A 20,570-nucleotide genomic window follows, 5' to 3' on the forward strand; every position below is an offset into this window, starting at 1 on the left:
GTTGACAGTCTCGGCTGTTTCATGGCATAATCTATAGAATTTTTTAGCGAAAATAAAATTGCCTTCCTCGCACAGCGATCCGCGCCCCACCGGGCGCAGCGATCGAACAGGGTACCCCATGAGCTTTGTTCACCTCCACCTCCACACCCAGTACTCCCTCCTCGACGGCGCCATCCGCCTCGGCGACCTGGTCAAGAAGGCCAAGGACACCGGCATGCCGGCCGTGGCCATCACCGACCACGGGGCCATGTTCGGCGCCATGGAGTTCTACCTCAAGTGCAAGGACAAGGATGTGAAGCCGGTCATCGGCGCCGAGGTCTATATCGCCCCGGGCTCGCGCTTCGTGAAGGAGGCCAAGGGTGGGGAGGCGGGCGCCGGCTACCATCTGCTCCTTCTCTGCGAGAACATGACCGGCTACCGGAACCTGTCAAAACTGGTTTCCATCGGCTTCAAGGAGGGGTTCTACTACAAGCCGCGCATCGACAAGGAGGCCTTGGCCGAGAACGCCGAGGGGCTCATCTGTCTCTCCGCCTGCCTGAAGGGGGAGGTGGCCTACCTCAGCGAGCGGGACCGGATTGCCGAGGCGGTGAATGTGGCCCGCTGGTACGCGGACCTCTTCCCTGACCGCTACTACATCGAACTCCAGGAGAACGGCCTCGTGGAGCAGGCCAGGGCCAACAAGGGGCTTTTGGAGGTGGCACGGGAGGTGGGGCTCCCTCTGGTGGCCACCAACGACTGCCACTATCTCAACCGCGAGGATGCCAGGGCCCACGAGGTGCTCCTCTGCATCCAGACCGGCAAGACCATGAACGATGCGGCTCGGATGCGCTTCTCCACCGACGAGTTCTACGTGAAGACTCCGGAAGAGATGGCTGCCGCCTTCCACTACGCCCCCGAGGCCATCGCGAATACCGTGAAGATTGCCGAGCGGTGCGACCTCTCTTTTGACTTCAAGACCTATCATTTCCCTCAGTTCGAGCCCCCCGAGGACCAGTCCCTGGACCAGATGCTGGAGGACGAGGCCCGCAAGGGGCTCGAGTCGCGGCTCAAGACGATCCGGGTGAAGAACCCCGCCATGACCCCCGAGCAGGAACAGGGGTACTGGGACCGCCTCCGGATCGAGCTGGACTGCATCAAGCAGATGGGGTTCCCCGGCTACTTCCTCATCGTGGCCGACTTCATCAACTGGGGCAAGGACCAGGGGATACCGGTGGGGCCGGGCCGGGGCTCGGCGGCCGGGTCGCTGGTCGCCTACGCCGTCCGGATCACCGACATCGACCCGATCCCCTATAACCTCCTCTTCGAACGCTTCCTGAACCCGGAGCGGATCTCCATGCCTGATATCGACGTGGACTTCTGCCAGGACCGGCGCGAGGAGGTGATCCAGTACGTCACCGAGAAGTATGGCCGCGACAAGGTCTGCCAGATCATCACCTTCGGGACCATGTCGGCCCGGGCCGTCATCCGCGACGTGGGGCGCGCCCTCGACATGGCCTACGGCGAGGTGGACAAGATCGCCAAGCTCATCCCCGAAGTCCTCGGGATCAAGCTGAAGGACGCCATCGCCCAGGAGGCGCGCCTGAAGGAGGCCGCCGAGGCCGACCACCGCGTGAAGGAGCTGCTTGAGATAGCCCTCCGCCTCGAAGGGCTCGCCCGCCACGCCTCCACCCACGCGGCCGGCGTCGTGGTGGCGCCCAGGGAGCTGGAGGAATTCTGCCCCGTCTACAAGGACCAGAAGACCGGCTCCCTCACCACCCAGTACTCCATGAAGTACGTGGAGAAGATCGGTCTGGTGAAGTTCGACTTCCTGGGGCTCAAGAACCTGACGGTCATCCACAACGCAGTCCGGCTGATCCGGGCGGACAAGGACCCTGCCTTCGACATCGCCACCCTGCGGGATGACGACCAGGCAAGCTATGACCTCATCTCCGCCGGCAATACCACCGGCGTCTTCCAGCTGGAATCGAGCGGCATGAAGGAGATGCTGGTCAAGCTGAAGCCCTCCTGCTTCGAGGACGTCATCGCCGCCTGCGCTCTCTACCGGCCGGGCCCCCTGGGCTCCGGCATGGTGGACGACTTCATCGACCGCAAGCACGGCCGCAAGAAAGTGGTCTATGACCTGCCGCAGCTGGAGCCGATCCTGAAGGATACCTACGGGGTCATCGTCTACCAGGAGCAGGTCATGCAGATCGCCCGGACCCTGGCCGGCTACTCCCTTGGTGGCGCCGACCTACTGCGCCGCGCCATGGGCAAGAAGGACCCGGCCGAGATGGCCAAGCAGCGGGACATCTTCCTGGAAGGGGCGAAAAAGGGGGGCATCGACCTCCAGAAGGCCGGGGCCATCTTCGATCTCATGGCCAAGTTCGCCGAGTATGGCTTCAACAAGTCCCACTCGGCCGCCTACGCCCTGGTGGCCTACCAGACCGCCTATCTCAAGGCCCACTACCCGGTGGAGTTCCTGGCCGCGCTTCTCACCGAGGACATGGCCAATACCGACAAGGTGGTGAAGAACATCGCCGACTGCCGGGATATGGGGATCGAGGTGCTCCCCCCCGACATCAACGCCTCCCATCACTCCTTCCGGGTCCTGGGCAACTCGATCCGTTTCGGCCTCGGCGCCGTGAAAAACGTGGGGGAGGGGGCCATCGAGGCGATCATTGAGGCCCGGAAAGAGGGGGATTTCAAGGACCTCTTCGACTTCTGCGAGCGCGTCGACCTCCGCAAGGTCAACAAACGGGTGGTGGAAGCTCTCATCAAGTGCGGCGCCTTCGACTCCACCGGTGCCCGGCGCTCCCAGCTCATGGCGGCCCTGGAAGACGCCACGGCCATCGGCCAGAAGATCCAGCAGGAGCGGGAAAGCGCCCAGGTTTCCCTCTTCGGCGCCGAGGAGATCGTCAGGACCAACGGCAACGGCAAGGGGAAGGGGAAGGTGCAACTCCCCGATATCCCCGAATGGGACGACAAGCTGAAACTGGGGCAGGAGAAGGAGGCCCTCGGCTTCTTCATCACCGGCCACCCCCTGGGGCGCTACGAGAAGGAGATCAAGCGTTTCTCCACCGCCGACACTGCCACCCTTGACGAGCGGGCCGACAAGAGTGAGGTGAAGCTCTGCGGCATCGTCACCTCCCTCAAGGAACTGATCACCAAGAAGGGAGACCGGATGGCCTTTGCCACCCTGGAGGACCTGCTCGGTTCCGTGGAGGTCGTGGTCTTTCCCGAGGCCTTTGCCGCCGGCTCCGAGTACCTCAAGTCCGACGACCCGCTCCTGATTTCGGGTACCATCGACAAGGGGGAGAAGAGCATCAAGATCATGGCCAACGAGGTGGTGCTCCTGAAGGATGTGAGCAGCCGCGAGACCAAGCGGGTCGTCTTCACCCTGGTGGGCGACGGCCTTGACCGCAGCCGCCTTGAAACCCTCAAGGGGATCATGCGCCGCCATCCCGGCAGCTGCAAAACGCTTCTCGCCATCGAGATTCCCGCCCAGTGCCGGGCCACCATCGCCCTCCCCGATTCGTACCAGGTGGCGCCCAGCGAGGAACTCTCCCTTGAAGTGAAGAACCTCTTCGGCTATCATGCCGTGTCGTTCGAGTAACCGCTCTACAGCGTTGAAAATACATTACATGGAATCGTGCAAAGGAGAAGATCAATGGCTTCCCAATACCATCTCGAATTTGAAAAACCGGTCGTGGAACTGGAGAAGAAAATCCAGGAACTGGCCGATATCGCAAGCGACAACGCTGAGCTGAAGACTGAGGTCGGCAAGCTGGAGAAAAAGGTCGACAAGATGCGGGAGGTGATCTTCGCCAACCTCTCCCGCTGGCAGATGGTCCAGGTGGCCCGCCACATTGACCGCCCCTTTACCCTTGACTATATCACTCATATCTTTACCGACTTCGTTGAACTCCACGGCGACCGTCTCTACGGCGACGACCACGCCATCGTCGGCGGCATGGCCAAGCTGGACGGCGAGCCGGTCATGGTCATCGGCCACCAGAAGGGGCGCGACACCAAGGAGAAAGTCTACCGCAACTTCGGCATGCCCAACCCCGAGGGGTACCGCAAGGCCCTGCGCCTCATGGAGATGGCAGAGCGGTTCCGGATGCCGATCATCACCTTTGTCGACACCCCCGGCGCCTACCCGGGCATCGGCGCCGAGGAACGGGGCCAAGCCGAAGCCATAGCACGTAACCTCCGCGAGATGGCGGCGCTGACTGTGCCGATTGTCGTCGTCATCACCGGCGAGGGGGGCTCCGGCGGGGCATTGGCCATCGCCGTTGGCGACCGGGTTCTGATGCTCGAATATTCCATCTACGCAGTCATCTCCCCCGAAGGGTGCGCCGCCATCCTCTGGTCAGACGGCACCAAAGGAGCCCAGGCCGCCGAAGCCCTCAAGCTGACCGCCCCTGACCTCAAGGAGCTGGACGTCATCGACGAGATCATCAAGGAGCCCCTCGGCGGCGCCCACCGTGACCACGAGACCATGGCAAAGAACCTCCATGGGGCACTTGCCCGGCACCTGAAGGAGTTGAAGGCGCTTTCTGTGGAGGAGCTTGTGGAAGGGCGGTACCAGAAGTTCAGGAAGATGTCGCGGTTTGCGGAATAGGGCGGGCTGAAGGCTGAAGACTAAGGGTTGAAGGCTAAGGGTTTTGGGTGGAAGGTTTTTACCTTTCACCCTCAGTCTTTAGCCTTCAGCCTTTTCTGGAGTTCAAATGGAAGAACGGTTGCAGAAGATACTCTCCCAGGCCGGAGTCGCATCCCGCCGGGAGGCCGAGCGAATGATCACTGACGGACGCGTTGCGGTGAACGGTGCGTCGGTCACCGAGTTGGGAGCCAAGGCCGACCCCTCCCGGGACACCATCACCGTTGACGGCAAACCGGTCACCGTTGACGAGAAGCGCGTGTATGTTCTTCTCAATAAACCGGTGGGGTATGTCACCACCCTGAAGGACCCCGAAGGGCGCCCCATCGTGACCGACCTTCTTAAGGGGCTCGGGGTGCGAGTATTCCCCGTTGGCCGCCTCGACTACAACACCGAGGGTCTGCTGCTCCTCACCAACGACGGCGAATGGGCCAACCGTCTTGCCCACCCACGCCACGAGGTGGACAAGGAGTACCTTGTGCGGATCCGGGGGACGGTTGCCAGGGAACAGATCGTCCGACTGGAACAGGGAGTCGATCTCGAAGACGGCAAGACCGCCCCGGCCCGGGTCGCGTTGACCAAGCAAAGCGACAACAATACCTGGATTTCCATAACAATCCACGAGGGACGCTACCGCCAGGTCCGCCGGATGTGCGAAGCGGTCAGTCTCTCCGTGGTGCGGTTGCGGCGGGTTCGGTACGGGTCCCTTGAACTGGGTGAGCTGAAGCAGGGACAATACCGACACCTCACGCCGGCAGAGGTGAGCGCCCTTGCTGAGGGGAAAAAAACGGGACGGAGGGCACCATCAGCCGGACGCGTCCCGTCGCCTCGTCCCCGGAAGACGTAACGAATGTTACGAATTCCCACACTAGTGTGTAAAAAACACGCATTTTGGATGGTATTCTATCTCGGTGCGGGTGTCTGAACAGGTTTCCTGGTGGGGCAGGACAGCGGAAAAGGCAGCCAGTGGGGAGTTCGGGAGGATCGAAGCGTTATTTTAAAAAGATGGCAAGGGCTTTGCATTGAATTGAGTCAAGAGGCAATTAGTACAGACTGCTTCCAGACAAGGGTGCAAGGAGGTAACGGCCATGTTTGTGAACTGCTACGATGGATACGGACTCTGCCTGTTTTCGGTGACGGTCAAGGAAGGAGTTGTGGCCCGTACCCTGGGTCATCATATCTCCAGCAACCACAAACTGATTGACCATTGGAGCGTCACTGACTCCCCGGAAGGGGCCGTAGTGAGATACTGACCCGCAACCCGTCGGAGAGATTGTCCTCGGGAAAGTGTTGGAGAGTTGATGGACAGTGGCCTTGACCGCATGGGTGGTGCTGTCGGTGTGACAACAGAACATACATCAGATGAACAGGGAAAACGAAAGGGGTTAGCTGCCGAAGCAGCTAACCCCTTGTTTTTTATGGTGCCGAAGACTGGAAACTATTAATTAAACTTAAATTTCAACAAATTCAGGCACTTACAAGTTTAGAGAGTCGCTTTTTGTGGTACAATTTGTGGTACAAAATAATTTTGGGTAAATTATACCAGACGGTATAAGAGGACAAGATTTTTAATATTGGAATGTGAAGCCGGAAACAGGAACCGAATTGAGGGGGGGGAGAGGGGCGGAAGCAAAATCCAGCGGAAGAGGAAAAGAGAAAAGGGCCTTTTGGCCCCCTCTCTTACTCTTTGATGTAAAGGTTATTAACATATAACCTGCCGTCTACTTCTGAATAATATAAGTTACAGACTTTTCCGGGTTCTATATCACCGTCACAATTAGAGTATTTGGAGAGTTTAGCTTTAACTTTGAGATATACGAAATCACCTTCTGAATCTAATATTTCAACGCCGCATACTTTGCCTAGTTTTTTATTTTCTTGCATGGTTTATCTCCTTTGTCGATTACAACATTCAGAAAATCATCTGTAGTCTCATTGGTCCAATAAAAATGTATTAGTCTTTTAGAGTCAACGCTATCGGATGTAATTTTAATAATTTGATTAGCAGCTTCTTTTATTTGGAATATAGCCATATTCTTTTCGTATTTGATCCAGAGTTGTTTTTTCAAATAATCTAAAGAGTATTTTGTTCTTTTGTTAGTTTGAATAATTGCCCACAATCCTTTTGCGATCTGATTTGACATCATCTGAATGCTACGAAAGTGAAGCAACAATCCTCTGTTTTTTGATTGGTCCAGAAATGCCGAGTTTATCGCTATTTCAAAGTGTCTTTCTCCTGTCTTTTTATCGGTTGTCCAGTCGGCATACAGGATGGTATGTAACGTTTGACAATCAATGATTTTACCTTTTTCATCGATTCTTTTGGCTTCAACCGTTGTTTTTTGAAATCTTTTTAGGCTGTCAATAATAGTATTTTTTGTTTTTCCACCCTTTTGTGCACCAGCATAGAAGCAAAGTTCTTTTGTGCTCAGTTGGATTGCCGTAGTCTTCCGTTCTTTTGTGATTTCCCCCTCATATGCAAGACCAGCCTTCCGTTTTTCGTTAAAAGCCTTCAAAATACCCAAAAAAACATCTCCGTCGTGCCAATTTGGTATTTCTAAGCCGCTAATTTCAAAATATCCACCCTTATAAGGAATTTTACGCACTCCCGAAAATCGTTCTTTCCCGGTCCCAAGGAACGAATAGTGGATAAAGTCCATTTCTACCCGCACAGATGGTGTCATATCCCTTTTAGTAGCCACGGCTAAACCTCCTTACATTTGAATTCACGGCATTTCCGAAATCCGCTCTTGTGAGAATCCCCCCGGTATTCCGGAAAAGCCATATTTCCTCATTTGGTTCGGCGTTGTTGCATTTCGATGTTTGGAACTTCACATGCCAGCGCCGTCTTTCTTCCTGAAGCCCCAGTTTCTGGGCCTCTTGGGGGGTCATCGTTGTGAGGTTCGCTTGATATCTGGCGTTATCTACGAGCACCGAAGAGCCACGAGAAGCACCTTGTTCGCCCCCATTTCCGTTTGTCGCCGCCGATTTGTTGGTGTGATGAAGGAACAAAAAAGCGGTTCCGGTCTGGGAAGCTATAGACTCCAGAATGCCTAGCAAGTGCGCCATTTGACCGCTGCTGTTTTCGTCTCCAAGATGAAAGCGCCTAAGTGTGTCGAGTATGACAAGGCGTTGGTCCTTGGCTTCGTTCAAAAGCCAGTCAACAGCCTTTGCGTTTTCCTTTCCGGTTTCGTCCAAGAGCCAACAGTTAAGACCCCTCAGACTTTTTACTGTCATATGCTCTATCATTTCGTTTCGCACGTCCGGGGAGAGAAATTGCCCAAGGGCGTGGAGTCTACGGCGTAGAGCGTCTGGGGCATCTTCGGCGTTCAAATAAGTTACTTTCCCGGTACTCGTCACGCCCAAGGCCCCGCTGGTCAGATCGTGGCCGGTAGAAGTCGCCACGGCTATATTCAAAGCCAAAAAGGATTTTCCTGATCCACCGGGAGAGACGAGCGCACCGACATCCCCGGAGAGGAAACCGGGAATAACGAAGTCGAGGGGAGGGGGTTCTGTCTCGAAACAATTGCTCAAATCCATCGTGACAACATTTTCCATGACAAAACCTCCTAAGCGGCAAACAGCGGGAGTTGTTGGCTGGTGGAGGCTTTGCTTTTGGTTGTAACGGGGCGGCTCTTGGCTTTTACCTTTACCTCATTGGCCGAAATAAGCCGCATTTGGGGGCTTTCAATTTCTTGAAGAGTTTTTTGCCCTTCCCGGCGCAGGAACTGCCACAGGCCGGAACAGCTTATACCCTCCCTTTTTGCGACTGCTGAGAGGTCGTGGCCCTCTTTTATAAGGGCTACCGCTTTTACAAAGGTGGGGTCAGTGAGGGCATATTCGAGGAGAGTGTTAAGGCGGTCTGTCTCCTTATTTTCGGTATAGCGAGTGTCGGCTATATCAAAACCGTTTTCTTGGAGGGTTTCGAGGGAGGCAAAAGATATTGACTGTGTTTGTTCGTCCTGTTTGGACTTTGGGCGATAGAGGCCAAGGTTACGGCAGGCGAAAAGGACTGTTTTTTTCAGGAACCAGACAGAAGGATTTTTATTTTTGTTATTCAGTAAGAACAGTATTTTTGTTTCAGACAACACATCTTCGTGCATGTCTTTATAAAAACATGATCTTCTGATAACCGATTTGATTAACGATTCGACTTTGGGCCAAAGAGAGGAGTTGTTTTCGATTGTTGCTTGAACGGTGGGAGTAGTTGAACTGAACATTTTGGGCCTCCTTCAAAAAATACCATTTGGTATAAGCGGTATTTTTTTTTAAAGGCCCATGCAGATTCAGGGCGGTTCAAAATTATGATTAAGATATATCACACTGGAAATTTATTTTCAAGAGGTTTTGCGAAAAAAAATGAACAAAAACAGATGTTTATAACTTTTGGTAAAACTGACAACAGGAAAATGTGACCTTCCAGCGTTGCGGTAATCGGTGCAAACTCAGGAATGGTGCTGGATTAGCCGGATTTTTTATGAACAAGCAAGCGTGGGGTTATTTGGACCGACAGGGGCCGAGCGGAAGGAAAAAGCGTGGGGTTATCTTAACCGATGCGTGGGGTTATCTTAACCAAAGCGTGGGGTTATCTTAACCGACCGTTTTGAATTCATCAATAAAATCAACATATTGTAAGCCATTTTTCGAGTGTAAAGATTCTATAAAGAATCTATAAAGAAGCGAGGGAGGATTTTATGATCCTCCCTCTTTTTTTGAAAAGCAAAACTAAAAACAAAACACGAATAAAAGCGAACTGAAAAACCAAATCAGCTTTTAAAGAAGAAAGTCAAATTTCATGCCAAAAAACGACTTCTTCTTATAAGCAAAAAGGTTTTTAGTTCGCTTTTATTCGTCTTAAACAATTTATGAAGTGTGCATATCTATTAGTAAATAATATCAAGGAGGCAACGAAATGAATAACGAATACATCAACATCAATGAACTGACACAACTCTATGGATGCAGCAAGGCAACAATATACAGATATGCGAAGGCAAACAAATTGAAAGCAATAAAAAGACTCGGAGATTGTTATCTATGGTTTAAACGCTCAGAAATTGAATCATTTATCAGACCAAAAGTAGGCCGTAAATCCAAACACAATGGAGGAAACTAAAAATGTTCAAAATTCTCATGTTTACAGCACCGGTGCTTGCGATAACCCTCATCATAGTATTAACAAAAATGAATACGCAGGAAACCCAAATGAACCTGAACGAAGTGAAGTTTGAACAGGAGTGGGCTCAGGAAATGAAGTCTTTTTCCCGTTCCTCAGAAGAACGTCAGTTCTGGGACGAAAAGAAGAAGGCCGCTGAATCCGAACTCGAAGAGGCAAAACGAGCCAAGGCCGAAGCCGATGCACTGGATCAACAGCAGAAAAAAGACATGCTGGACCTCAAAAGAGACCTCGATGCCCTTGGAAAAGACCTGAAAAACGATGACCTACTCAAGAGTATAAAAAAATAGAAAGGAGCCAACAATGAAAACTCTGAAAACACTCCTCCATACAGCCAAAGAAGCCCTCAAAGAAAGCTTCAGCGCAACCACAGACTTCCTCCACGACTACCACAACGAAGCCGACTACCGGCAAGGAATCAACCAAATCATAGGCCCTGTTCTATTAGTGCTTGCAGTTCTAATAGTCTTATTAATTCTCGGCCTTATCTGGAAATAGCCACAAACAGAGCATTAAACTGAAGGGAGGACAGCATGATTAGCACTCACAATGCGTCAGCATCACAAGCGGCAGGATACTACTACGAAAAAGACCCCATTTTTGGAAATAACAGCATTTTTAAAAATAACAGCGAGTGGCAAGGAAAGGGAGCGGAAGCCCTTGGATTATCCGGTTCAGTGGAAAAAGAGAATTTTCAGGCGGTGATTTGTGGTGTCCACCCCACGACCGGCGAGCAGTTGGTAAAGGACGGTGTGAACGGCGAACACCGAGCAGGAACCGATTACACCTTTTCGGCCCCTAAATCTGTTTCCGTGGCGGGTTTGGTTCTGGGAGACGAAAGGGTTTTGGATATTCACCGGCAAGCCGTTGAAAAGACCATGGAGTATGCAGAGCAAAACCTTTCTCAAGCACGGCAGACTGTGAACGGCATAACGGAGCGGGTAGACACCGGGAACATGGTAGCAGCGAAGTTTGAGCACAGTACGAGCCGTGAAGGAGATCCACAGCTTCATACTCACGTGTTGGTCATGAACATGACCCAGACCCCGGACGGCTGGAGAGCCGTCGAAAACAAGGCGATGTTCGAGAACCGGCAGATGCTCGATTCTTTTTACAAGAACGAATTGGCAAATGGCCTCCAGAGGGCCGGAATTGATGCTTTCACAATTTTGAATGAAAAAGGGGTAGTCGATATAAGGGTAAATGGTTTGGAAGGCTCAGAGGACGTTTTCTCAAAGCGACACGACCAAATACAGGGAAAAGCCGCCGAGCTTCGTGAGAACGGCAAAAATGAAGGTGTCCACGATGCCGAAATCAGGGAACGGGCAAACTTCGAGACACGGGCCAGCAAAGGGAACCTGAGCCGGGAGGAACTTCAAACACGGTGGAACGGTGAGCTTGCGGAGATAGGAAAGGACAAAAACAGCCTCTTGGAAGCCATGAAAACAGCAGCAGGAGCAGGGGGAGAAAAGCAATTCAGCGCCGAGGACTACGTGAAGACTTCGACACAGGCCATTACCGAGACAGAGAGCACATTCACCAAGGGGGAGGTTCTTAAAAACGCTCTTACCCTATCTGGTGGAGCAGTACCCAGCAATGATATCGTCGATGCTTTCACGAAGCTTCAGAAATCCGGCGAAATAGTGAAGCTCGACAAGAACAACTTTTCCACCAAGGAGATGATCAAAACCGAAAAGCAGATCATGAGCATGATGGCGGCGGGTAAGGGTCAGGTCGAAGCACTGATGACCCCACAGGAGGCAGAGAAGGCGATAGCAGACTATCAGGACCGCACCGGAATGAATCTTACCAGTGGACAGAAGGAATACGCCCAAAAACTCCTTACCAGCAACGACCGCTATCTTGTCGTGCAAGGAGACGCCGGGGTAGGTAAGACAGCGGCTCTTGAACTCGTGAATAACGTTCTTTCTTCGTACAGCGACAAACAAACCGAATTGGTGGGCCTCGGATATACAGGTAAAGCGGCGGCAGAACTTGAAAAAGGTTCAGGGGGTATCAAATCGCAAACGATAGACAGCTTCCTGATCGGCGTAGGCAAGGACGGTAAAGAGCTTTCTGATACTCCCGCTACCCCCGGAACAGGAACCGAAACCAAGGGAGAGCCGAAGGGAACCCTTTACATAGACGAGAGACAATTTCACGGAAAAACATATGAGCGCACCTTTACCAACGATTCCCCCAGCACCTTCAGGAAGCCGGGGGAAAAAATAGAAATGCTGAATCCCCACGGTAACGGCGGGACCATCTCATATCAGCGGGGAACCGGGAACCTGTCGATAGGCACCAAAAGCAGTCGGGATACCGTGTGGGGAGGGGGCAAGGTATATGAACGATCAGAAAAGATCCTCTTTGGAGAGGATAAGGGAACAAAAATCCGCTCCAAAACGGAAGATTACGGGATGAGCCGTTACACCAAAACAGAAAAGACGGATGCAGACGGCAATAAACACGTAATAAAATCAAGCAGTTTTGGTGAAGGTGGCAAGGGGATTACCCTTTTTGCAGCAAAGAACCAGACCGAGAAGATAACCGGCAAGGATGGAACCACTGAAAAATCATCACGGACCTTCACCGTAATGGGTTTCAAATTCGGGAAAACGATGACCAAGAAGCCGGACGGAACGGTTGTAGAGACAAAATGGCGGGGATACGAAACAACGAACTGGATGGGTCAGCCGGAAGTGAAAATCACTCATTCCGAATCGAGGGTTGTTAAGGAACCGAAGACGAACAGCAAGGCGAGTCTCGGACTCGATAAAAACGGGAATGTCGTGCTGTCCAAGGGGCCTTTCAGAGTGGTTCTTTCCCAAAATGGTGAAGGGGTAAGCAAGGAGTTGGAACCAACTAAAATATCTGGAAAAGAGAAAATTTTCATCGTTGACGAAGCATCTTTAGTCGGCTCACGACAGGCACACCAATTATTCAAAGCGGCGGAAAGAGAAGGCGGAAGGGTCATCCTTGTTGGGGACACCAAGCAGTTGTTGGGCGTGGCAGCGGGTCGGATGTTCAGTGACTCTCAAAAATACGGGGTGGTGGATGTTACCCGGATGAATGAGGTTTTACGGCAAAAAACAGACGACTACAAGGCGGTGGTTTCCGACATAACAGGGAAGCGACTAGACAAGGCTTTTGGGAGGCTTGAGAAGGGCGGAAACCTCCATCAGATAGCCGACAGGGACGAACGGATCAACGCACTTGTGAAGGACTACACGAGCGAAAAAAACTGGAAGGATACTATCGTTGTTACAACTCGCAACGCAGACCGTCAGGAAATCAATCAGAGCATCCGGGATGAACTCAAATCACAGGAAAAAATCGGAGCAAAAGACCACAGCTTAAACGTCCGGACCCCGAAAAGCATCAACACGGTTAACCGGCACTTTGCCCAGTCCTACCGTGAAGGCGACTACGTTTTTTCATCAAAATCAGGTGAAGGAATGAGGGCCGGAGACGAAGCAAAAATCATCAACATCAATCCCAAAGACCATACCCTGACATTGGAGAAAAAGACTGGCGAAGTGGTCGAGTTTGACTTGAAAAAGGGGGGTAGCAGTCTCTCCGTTTATGAGTCTCAGGAGAAGAATTTCAGCACAGGAGAAAAGATTGTATTTCTCAAGAACAGTCAGAAACTTGGAGTGCAAAACGGAATGACTGGTGAGGTTCAGAATATCAACGAGCTCGGCAAAATGAACGTGAAATTGGAAAATGGAAACGAAGTGAGTTTCAATGTAAAAAATTATGGTTGTTTCGATCACGGCTATGTAATCACAGATTACAAGTCACAGGGTCAAACGAGTGAGAAAATTATTTTCCATGCCGACACAAATGAAGGTGGAAATAACTTCAACTCATTCTATGTTGCAGCGACTCGTGGCAAGGAAGAAATGAAAGTTTACACAGACGATGCAGATAGATTAAAAACTCAGGTAAGTGAAGAGCAGACCAAAAAATCAACATTGGACTACCAAGAAAAAAATGGAATAGACAGCGATAGGGAGCTTAACAAAACAGACGACAAGAGCATATCTGAAGTCAAAGAAGGAAAGAGCGAAACAGACAAAATAAAATCCGACTTGTCAGAAAAATTCGAAAGCTCTCTGAAAGACACTGATAGGGGAGAAAAGGGAATCGAGAGAGATAAAAGCAGTATGAAAGAAAACACCGAAACCGGGAAGGGAACCAAGGAAATGGAGAGGTCGGAATCAGCTTCTTCATCGGCAAAAACTCAGGACGTTGGAATGGAAATGTAGCCACCATAAATGAGACGAAAGGAGAACCCCAAATGGCGAAACGGAAAACGGCTCAGGAGCTTCGGGAAGAGGCAAAACGGAAGATTGAGGCAGCGAGAAAATTGGAACGCTTGGAGAAGGAAAAGGCCAAACAACAGGAGGAAAAAACAATGGCTGAAATTGGAAAAATGGTTTTGTTGTATCGTGGAAATGAGTACTCCGGATTGACCCTTGACGACTTGAAAAAATCGGTTGAGAAAATCGTTAATGGGGAACGGCAACCAGTCGATTCCGATGCAATCAAGATGACCGTTCCGGTACTGGAATCGGAAGCGGAGGAGGATGCAGCATAGACATTTTCAAAATCATTTTTTCTTCGAAGGGGCTGAGTGAAAATCACCGGCCCCTTTTTAAATTCCCATCCACCTTACAAGCCAAAAAGGTTTTATCTCACAGTCTGAAACTCCCCACCTGTTTTGAAGTCAAAACCACAAAAAACCAAACCTTAAAACTATACGTCTAATGACAGCACACACTACGCAATTAGCATTGATATTACCACACCCCAAAACCAAACCTAACCCTGCATAAATCCAATTGGTATTACGTAATCCCACTTTCCTCTCATTGCGGTATTACCGCACCTTAAAAAACACCTCTAAACCCGCATATCCATTGGTATCACCAACGTAATACCAGAAAACAGCCAAGGAGGTATGTCATGGGAATGGCAACGATAACATGCAAAATCAGTTATGAGGACCGGGAGAAGCTGAACAGGCTTTGTGATACAAAAGGACTAACTACAAGTGAATTGATCCGTGAATGTATTCGAGGTGAAATCAAGAAAAATGATTTAAGTAGACAGATAGAAGAGCTTAGACAAATGCTCATCCCTCTAACTTCACTCAATATCTCTCAACTTGTTTATCACGTCGCAAGGGGGAGTATTGGAGCAGTCGAATTGGCAGGTTTACAGAACCCGGATTCTAAAAAGAATTTGAACAATGAGATAAGAACAATTGCTGAAAAGCTGGCTCATAAAATCCTCTCCAATGGAGGAACCGAAAATGAATAACGGTAACGCATATCAAGGCCATGAAACATGGTGGAACAGCGTCAGGATGTATATCAAAATGCTCTTGCATTCGGCAGGTTGGGGCGTCGGAATCCAAATGGTTTTTTTCCTTATTGCCGTCTTCTTCAACCTGAAAACCGCCGGACTGATCTTCACGGCCAAGTTCTATTTTGCCCGTCTGGTTCACCTCATCGGCGGGGGCAGTACGGTAGCTTATATGTTCCCGGAACTTCTTCAGGACGTGGAACTTTCGGTGCAGATAGCGAACCACTACAAGGAAAAAATTGTCCTCTATTACCTGACAAGTCTCCCCGTCGCCCCCATCGTTTTTTCCTTCGCCGTTGGCTTCTTCAAGAAGCGTGGACAGGAACAATCGAAACCCGAATATATCCGTGGAGCCAAAATCAAAAACGAATCCGAAATGAATTCTGAAATTAAAAAATCCGACAAAAAAACTGACTTCCGAATCGGCGGTGTATCCCTCCCCGTGGAGGCAGAAATACAGCACGTTTTTGTTCTCGGAAGACCTCGCCAAGGTAAAACCCAGATGCTCAATCCGATCATCGAGAAAGCGAAAAAACGGAAAGGAGCACGGGGCGTTGTCTTCGACTTCAAGGGTGAGTTTTGGGGCCAGTTTGGAGACGAAAGCAAAGGCGACAAGCTCTTTAATCCGCTCGACGTTCGGACGTTGGGATGGACGGTATTCAACGACATAAAGCGGGTAACGGATATCGACCTGATAGCCGGAGCCTTGATCCCCCCTCCCGCCAAAAACAGTGATCCCATATGGACAGAAGGGGCCAAGGATATATTCACCAGCATCTTGAAATATTGCTACTTCACGGACCGGAAAACCAACAAAGCAGTGTGGGAATGTGTAACAGCTTCAGGTGAAAAATTGGCCGAAATGTTTTCCCAAGTTCCGGGTTGTGAACGGGGCTTGAAACACCTCCAAGACCCCACCAGTAGAACGGCCCTGAGTTTCCTTACCGAACTCATGGTGTACGCAAAAGGTTTCGAGTTTCTGGCCCATGCAGACGGTGATTTTTCCATATGCGATTGGCTGGAAAAGGGGGAAGGGTGGATCTTCGTTGCTTCGTATTCAGACGTTAAAGACACCCTCAGACCGATTACCGGCCTTTTCATCGACTTCATGATATCGAAACACCTGTCCATGAAAGAGGACGTGGACAGAAGAGTTTACTACTTTCTCGATGAAATGACCGCCCTTGGCCGTCTGCCGTCCATCGAAATGGCCCTCAACCAAGGAGCGGGAAAGGGTGCCTCAGTCTGGATACTTTTACAGGCTTTCGGACAGCTTGATTCCGTTTATGGAAGGGATATCAGGGACGCTATATACAACGGTTGCGGTACCTCTGTTGTGTTCTCGGTTGCCGATCCCAATACAGCCAAACTCCTCAGCGACAAGGTAGGGGAAACCGAATATTTCGAAAAGGAAATCAGCCTCTCATACGGCGTTGGAGACAATCGGGACGGTGAGAATTTCCGGCAAGCAAAGAGGAGTGAACGCCTTTTGCTTCCCATCGAAATTCAGAACCTGAAAAAATTCGAGTGTCTGGTAAACGTGCCGGACCACGGGCTTACCAAAACCACCATACCTTTCAAGAAATACCCTCTTCTTCAAGAGCCTTTCATGCTGAAAAAGGAGTTCGACCTTGAGGAGATCGTGAAGCGTCAGCAGGAGCTAAAAGCCCAAGAAAAAAAACTGAACCCGGAACTTGACCTTGAACAGGATCAGGAACAGGCAACGGCAACGGATATGGACTTTCCGGAGTATGAACAACAACAGAAACAGCAGAGCCGGGAAGACGGAAGGAGAGGACAGGAGCTAGATATCGAACAATACTGAGGTTATGGGGAAATGTGATAGTCCAATCGGACTTCAAATCGCCCTTCTGAACGGACTTCAAATCGGACATTTAAAAGGACTTCAGAAGGGCGATTCAATTTCCCGCCCTGTCCACAATAACCCAGGATTGCATAAATTCAGTTTCTTTTCTTGGGGGTGTTTTAGACACTCCACGCCCCCTCTGGCGAATGTCCGAATCAATATCATATGTGTGTATTTTTTGATTGTTCATTAAAGCGAAATACTGTAATGAAAACCTCCAATTATCGTGTTTAAAGGGGGTAAAATGAAAATAGCTAAAACTCTTGCGGTAGTCACCTCTGGAATAATTTTAGTAGGATGCTCCAGTCTGAATCACAATGTAACTATTAACAAATTTGATTACATTGGTAAAAATAAATTGTATTCAAATATAAATATTGTCGATGGAAAATACTATCTATCCAACATCAATAATATTAAAGGAGATTATTTACTGAATGATTTATCTCCAACATTTGATATAGATGAACTAACTTGTGGCAAATGGTCTTACAATACTCCTGATGAAAAAGAAGGTATTCCTTGTGACTATAAAGAATCGCATTTCAGAGAACTTAAAACAATAAAGTCTGATACTATAGGAAAAAACTTAGCTTATGCCGTACTGAGTTTCGGGACAGCAATACCCGGAGCAGCACTTACAGGAGTCAATTACAAATATAGCTATTTTAACGAAGAGAAATACCGGCAAGGTGTCACTGAGGCCCTGAATAATGCCGGAATAGATAGAAAAATACTGTTCGATGAATATGATAAGTGGGTTTCAGGATTGAATAAATTTGATGATTTGAGGAAAGAATATTTAGAAAAGTACGGCAGGTTACAAAACAATATAATTCTCAAACCAAACATAATAGATAAGAGCGGATTCTTTGATAACAGCTTTGACCCGACTACTTTTGTCAGCTTACAGCAAAACGAATTGCCTGAAACAGACATTAAAAAGATAGATATACCAGCAAATATGGCAATAAATTATTTTAGAGAGCAAGATTCCTACTTTAAAGAATATCAAAATAAACTTTCAGATTTGATTTCATATTTGAATTTAATCCACAACAAAGAAAATCTGAAAGGTAGATATGCCTTTACTATTAATGCTCCACAAACAATAAAATCTAGCAATACTAAACAAGAAATTGTTTATGACATATTAATTAATAGCGCAGACTTCGGAACTGTTTTTCCGGTATATAATATGTCTGATAAAAATATAGTTATGGATTTCAACGGAAATTCTATCAACCTAGATAATAAGACAAAAGAATTTATACAAGTGTATTCAATATCTGTATACGTAGGCAAAGATATAAAATTAATATCCTTAGACCAGCCGATAGAATTACCTCCTCAAGCAAAACTCGCAAGACCTCTGAGCGTTGTCAGGCAATTGGATTATTTTATGAAAGAGGAAATGACTTTCGATAAAATAACTGCGGAAAAAGCCAGAAAAAGTAATATAAACTTTGGTTTCGCAGTAAAATACAGGATTGTCGAACAAAATCTGGATAAATCACTCTACAAAACAACAAATATAAACGTTTATGAACTGCTGAAACGAAAAATCTGAGATTTGTGGTCATTGCAACCCCCCACCCCGGTTCCCTTTCGGAGCCGGGGTTTTTTTGTGCTTAATTTTCTCCATAGCTGGTGCATATCCTTCAATCAAAGAACCATTTACAGGGAGGAAAGCACTATGAAAAGGCTATGTGGGGCGATGATAACGGCGGCAATGGCTTTGATACTGGGGGGCTGTGCAACATCGAACGTGAGCACAAAAACGATCAAAACGGACCTATCTTCAACCCAATTTCACAAAATTGTGGACAGAATAGACGAAAAATCGGCACTGGGACAACAGTTGAGGAGCGTCAAGTATTCCGTAGCAGCCTACACCACGGATGATGGTTTTCTGGTCCGTTACTCCACGGTCTGCGGTCCTGACAAGGATGAAGGGTATCTTGGGGCCGCTTTTGTCTTCGACAGCCAAACAGAGCTTATGTTTATGACCATCCCAGAGAAAAAATATACAACTACTTCTTGCGGAACCGCTGATATAGCGGTTTGGCCGGGAATCAATGCAGGGCAACTTGTGATGATAAAGACCATGCCACTACTTTATCCGAGTCATCCCGTATATTTGAGGCTGATTATGGATAACGGCAAAATATTATCAGAATATTACAAGGTCAAAGACGACGATATTAAAAGTAGCGAAATTCATAAGGAACTCAAAAAAATAGAAATACCCCCAATCCTGCAACATGAAATAGCAATGGGAGAAGTGAGTGTAAGGCCAAATTATTCTTCTCTTACTGAACCAATCGTCAAGATAGGCTTAGGTGAAAGGCTTGATGGCGAATATGTTAACAGCGTGTTGGCTAAAATACCGGAATTGAAGTTGGACAAATATAAAGCCGCCCCTTTATCAGCTAATGGTTACGATAACACAATAGGCGGCCTGATCGAAATTGCGAAGAAGTTCAGAAGCCCAGACTTACAAAAAGCCCTCGCAGACGCTATAAAACTGCAAGGCCACCCGTCACATATTCAGAGAAACAAGGGAGGATACTAACATGAAATCAATTAAAACAATGACAATAGCATTAATGCTTTTGGCTAACACTACCTTTGCCGGTGTAATCGGTGATGCACTAAATAGCATAACACCAAAGCAGAACTATCAATACACACCTGCCGGGACATGGCCGATTAAGGGAGAATCCGTAGTTCAACAACTGTCTAAACAGTATAGTGTAACAGGACACCAGTTCACCGCCGCAGAGCTTGCTAAATTCATTGATAAGGGTAACGATGGACTAGCAAAAAGCGGTTGTTTGTTTGGCAATAGCCGACTGACAACCGGGATGCAAGCGTTTCTGGATAAAGCAGTTTGTGAAGGTGCGGTAAAGAGTTTGGGGATTGGTGGAAACTTTGATTGTACTTCCTGTTCTGGGGAGTGGAGCTATCAAGGGTCTTATTTCCGTTCCAGCAGAGGCCAATTGATAGGAGTGGTCAATAAAACAGAAGATGGTTATGTTATCGAATTCACCGAAAGCATGATGATAGTAAGTCACCCGTCACTTGGCTACAGAATGGTTTACAATATTGCAAACCTGAAGTTCGATTCTCCAGATTATGAAAAATACAATCAACACTGGAAACTTAATAGAATTGATACGTCACAGAAGGCAGAAACACAATTGAAATCTCAATCGAAAGAACTATATCAAAATGCAAGATTTGCTGTTGTTGAAGTAACCACACCGGCAACAATCAACCAAATATCCACCTATTTGAAAGAGCAAGGAAACAGTGTAAGTATCAATGCAACGTATCAGATAATAGATGATATTTGGCAACGTCAAGCAACAGATGGACTCAGAAATGCTATTGACTTTTCCAAGGTTGTCATATCTCAGCCAAGTACAACGGAAAAAATGATAAAAGCGTACTTCAGAAAATAATTTTGCTTTAAAGAGTCGTGAAACGGCGCATATCTACCTTCATAAAAT

The 20,570-nt window shown here is 48.8% G+C and carries 19 protein-coding genes; 15 read left to right on the plus strand and 4 right to left on the minus strand.

The window, feature by feature from the left end; all coding sequences use genetic code 11:
- The first annotated feature begins 118 nt into the window (after positions 1 to 118).
- From dnaE to RCH91_RS07625, 5 genes are all read left to right on the plus strand, one after another.
- Positions 119 to 3,592, plus strand: coding sequence for a DNA polymerase III subunit alpha (dnaE, locus tag RCH91_RS07605; protein ID WP_306534036.1), 3,474 nt, complete (start codon positions 119 to 121; stop codon positions 3,590 to 3,592).
- 54 nt (positions 3,593 to 3,646) lie between these two features.
- Positions 3,647 to 4,603 carry an acetyl-CoA carboxylase carboxyltransferase subunit alpha gene (locus tag RCH91_RS07610; RefSeq protein ID WP_306534037.1) on the plus strand — a complete coding sequence of 319 codons (957 nt, stop codon included), beginning with the start codon at positions 3,647 to 3,649 and terminating at the stop codon, positions 4,601 to 4,603.
- A 106-nt stretch (positions 4,604 to 4,709) separates the two neighbouring features.
- The gene (locus RCH91_RS07615) at positions 4,710 to 5,486 is read left to right on the plus strand and encodes a pseudouridine synthase (protein WP_306534038.1); all 777 of its coding nucleotides are present in this window, start codon (positions 4,710 to 4,712) and stop codon (positions 5,484 to 5,486) included.
- 241 nt (positions 5,487 to 5,727) lie between these two features.
- Entirely contained in the window at positions 5,728 to 5,892 is a 165-nt protein-coding gene (locus RCH91_RS07620) for a hypothetical protein (RefSeq protein ID WP_306534039.1), read from the plus strand.
- 48 nt (positions 5,893 to 5,940) lie between these two features.
- A complete protein-coding gene (locus RCH91_RS07625) occupies positions 5,941 to 6,084 on the plus strand; it encodes a hypothetical protein (protein WP_306534040.1) in 144 nt (47 codons plus the stop codon).
- A 235-nt stretch (positions 6,085 to 6,319) separates the two neighbouring features.
- On the opposite strand, the gene RCH91_RS07630 is transcribed toward RCH91_RS07625, so the two are convergent.
- Genes RCH91_RS07630 through RCH91_RS07645 form a run of 4 tightly spaced genes read right to left on the minus strand, consistent with a single transcriptional unit; the run spans position 6,320 to position 8,859 of the window.
- Positions 6,320 to 6,523 (minus strand): hypothetical protein, encoded by a 204-nt coding sequence (locus RCH91_RS07630; protein WP_306534041.1) that lies wholly within the window; start codon positions 6,521 to 6,523, stop codon positions 6,320 to 6,322.
- On the minus strand, positions 6,502 to 7,341 hold the full coding sequence (locus RCH91_RS07635; protein ID WP_306534042.1) for a hypothetical protein: 840 nt from the start codon (positions 7,339 to 7,341) through the stop codon (positions 6,502 to 6,504). Before RCH91_RS07635 ends, RCH91_RS07630 begins: the two co-directional genes overlap by 22 nt.
- A complete protein-coding gene (locus tag RCH91_RS07640) occupies positions 7,331 to 8,197 on the minus strand; it encodes a helicase RepA family protein (protein ID WP_306534043.1) in 867 nt (288 codons plus the stop codon). Before RCH91_RS07640 ends, RCH91_RS07635 begins: the two co-directional genes overlap by 11 nt.
- A gap of 11 nt (positions 8,198 to 8,208) precedes the next feature.
- On the minus strand, positions 8,209 to 8,859 hold the full coding sequence (locus RCH91_RS07645; protein WP_306534044.1) for a hypothetical protein: 651 nt from the start codon (positions 8,857 to 8,859) through the stop codon (positions 8,209 to 8,211).
- Between the two features lie 692 nt (positions 8,860 to 9,551).
- Between RCH91_RS07645 and RCH91_RS07650 the strand changes: the two genes are divergently transcribed.
- From RCH91_RS07650 to RCH91_RS07695, 10 genes are all read left to right on the plus strand, one after another.
- Positions 9,552 to 9,755 (plus strand): AlpA family transcriptional regulator, encoded by a 204-nt coding sequence (locus RCH91_RS07650; protein ID WP_306534045.1) that lies wholly within the window; start codon positions 9,552 to 9,554, stop codon positions 9,753 to 9,755.
- 2 nt (positions 9,756 to 9,757) lie between these two features.
- Positions 9,758 to 10,105 carry a hypothetical protein gene (locus RCH91_RS07655; protein WP_306534046.1) on the plus strand — a complete coding sequence of 116 codons (348 nt, stop codon included), beginning with the start codon at positions 9,758 to 9,760 and terminating at the stop codon, positions 10,103 to 10,105.
- A 13-nt stretch (positions 10,106 to 10,118) separates the two neighbouring features.
- On the plus strand, positions 10,119 to 10,313 hold the full coding sequence (locus tag RCH91_RS07660; RefSeq protein ID WP_306534047.1) for a hypothetical protein: 195 nt from the start codon (positions 10,119 to 10,121) through the stop codon (positions 10,311 to 10,313).
- A gap of 35 nt (positions 10,314 to 10,348) precedes the next feature.
- Positions 10,349 to 14,086 (plus strand): MobF family relaxase, encoded by a 3,738-nt coding sequence (gene mobF, locus RCH91_RS07665; RefSeq protein WP_306534048.1) that lies wholly within the window; start codon positions 10,349 to 10,351, stop codon positions 14,084 to 14,086.
- A 32-nt stretch (positions 14,087 to 14,118) separates the two neighbouring features.
- A complete protein-coding gene (locus RCH91_RS07670; RefSeq protein ID WP_306534049.1) occupies positions 14,119 to 14,418 on the plus strand; it encodes a hypothetical protein in 300 nt (99 codons plus the stop codon).
- A gap of 368 nt (positions 14,419 to 14,786) precedes the next feature.
- On the plus strand, positions 14,787 to 15,143 hold the full coding sequence (locus RCH91_RS07675; RefSeq protein ID WP_306534050.1) for a hypothetical protein: 357 nt from the start codon (positions 14,787 to 14,789) through the stop codon (positions 15,141 to 15,143).
- A complete protein-coding gene (locus RCH91_RS07680) occupies positions 15,136 to 17,013 on the plus strand; it encodes a type IV secretion system DNA-binding domain-containing protein (protein ID WP_306534051.1) in 1,878 nt (625 codons plus the stop codon). Before RCH91_RS07675 ends, RCH91_RS07680 begins: the two co-directional genes overlap by 8 nt.
- Before the next feature lie 286 nt (positions 17,014 to 17,299).
- Complete coding sequence (locus RCH91_RS07685) at positions 17,300 to 18,625, plus strand: hypothetical protein (RefSeq protein WP_306534052.1); 1,326 nt, start codon at positions 17,300 to 17,302, stop codon at positions 18,623 to 18,625.
- Between the two features lie 126 nt (positions 18,626 to 18,751).
- Positions 18,752 to 19,630, plus strand: a complete 879-nt coding sequence (locus RCH91_RS07690) for a hypothetical protein (protein ID WP_306534053.1) — start codon at positions 18,752 to 18,754, stop codon at positions 19,628 to 19,630.
- Between the two features lies 1 nt (position 19,631).
- A complete protein-coding gene (locus RCH91_RS07695) occupies positions 19,632 to 20,522 on the plus strand; it encodes a hypothetical protein (protein WP_306534054.1) in 891 nt (296 codons plus the stop codon).
- Positions 20,523 to 20,570: the final 48 nt, after the last annotated feature.

Origin of the sequence: Geobacter sp., assembly GCF_030834625.1 — a bacterium.
Lineage (GTDB): Bacteria > Desulfobacterota > Desulfuromonadia > Geobacterales > Geobacteraceae > Geobacter.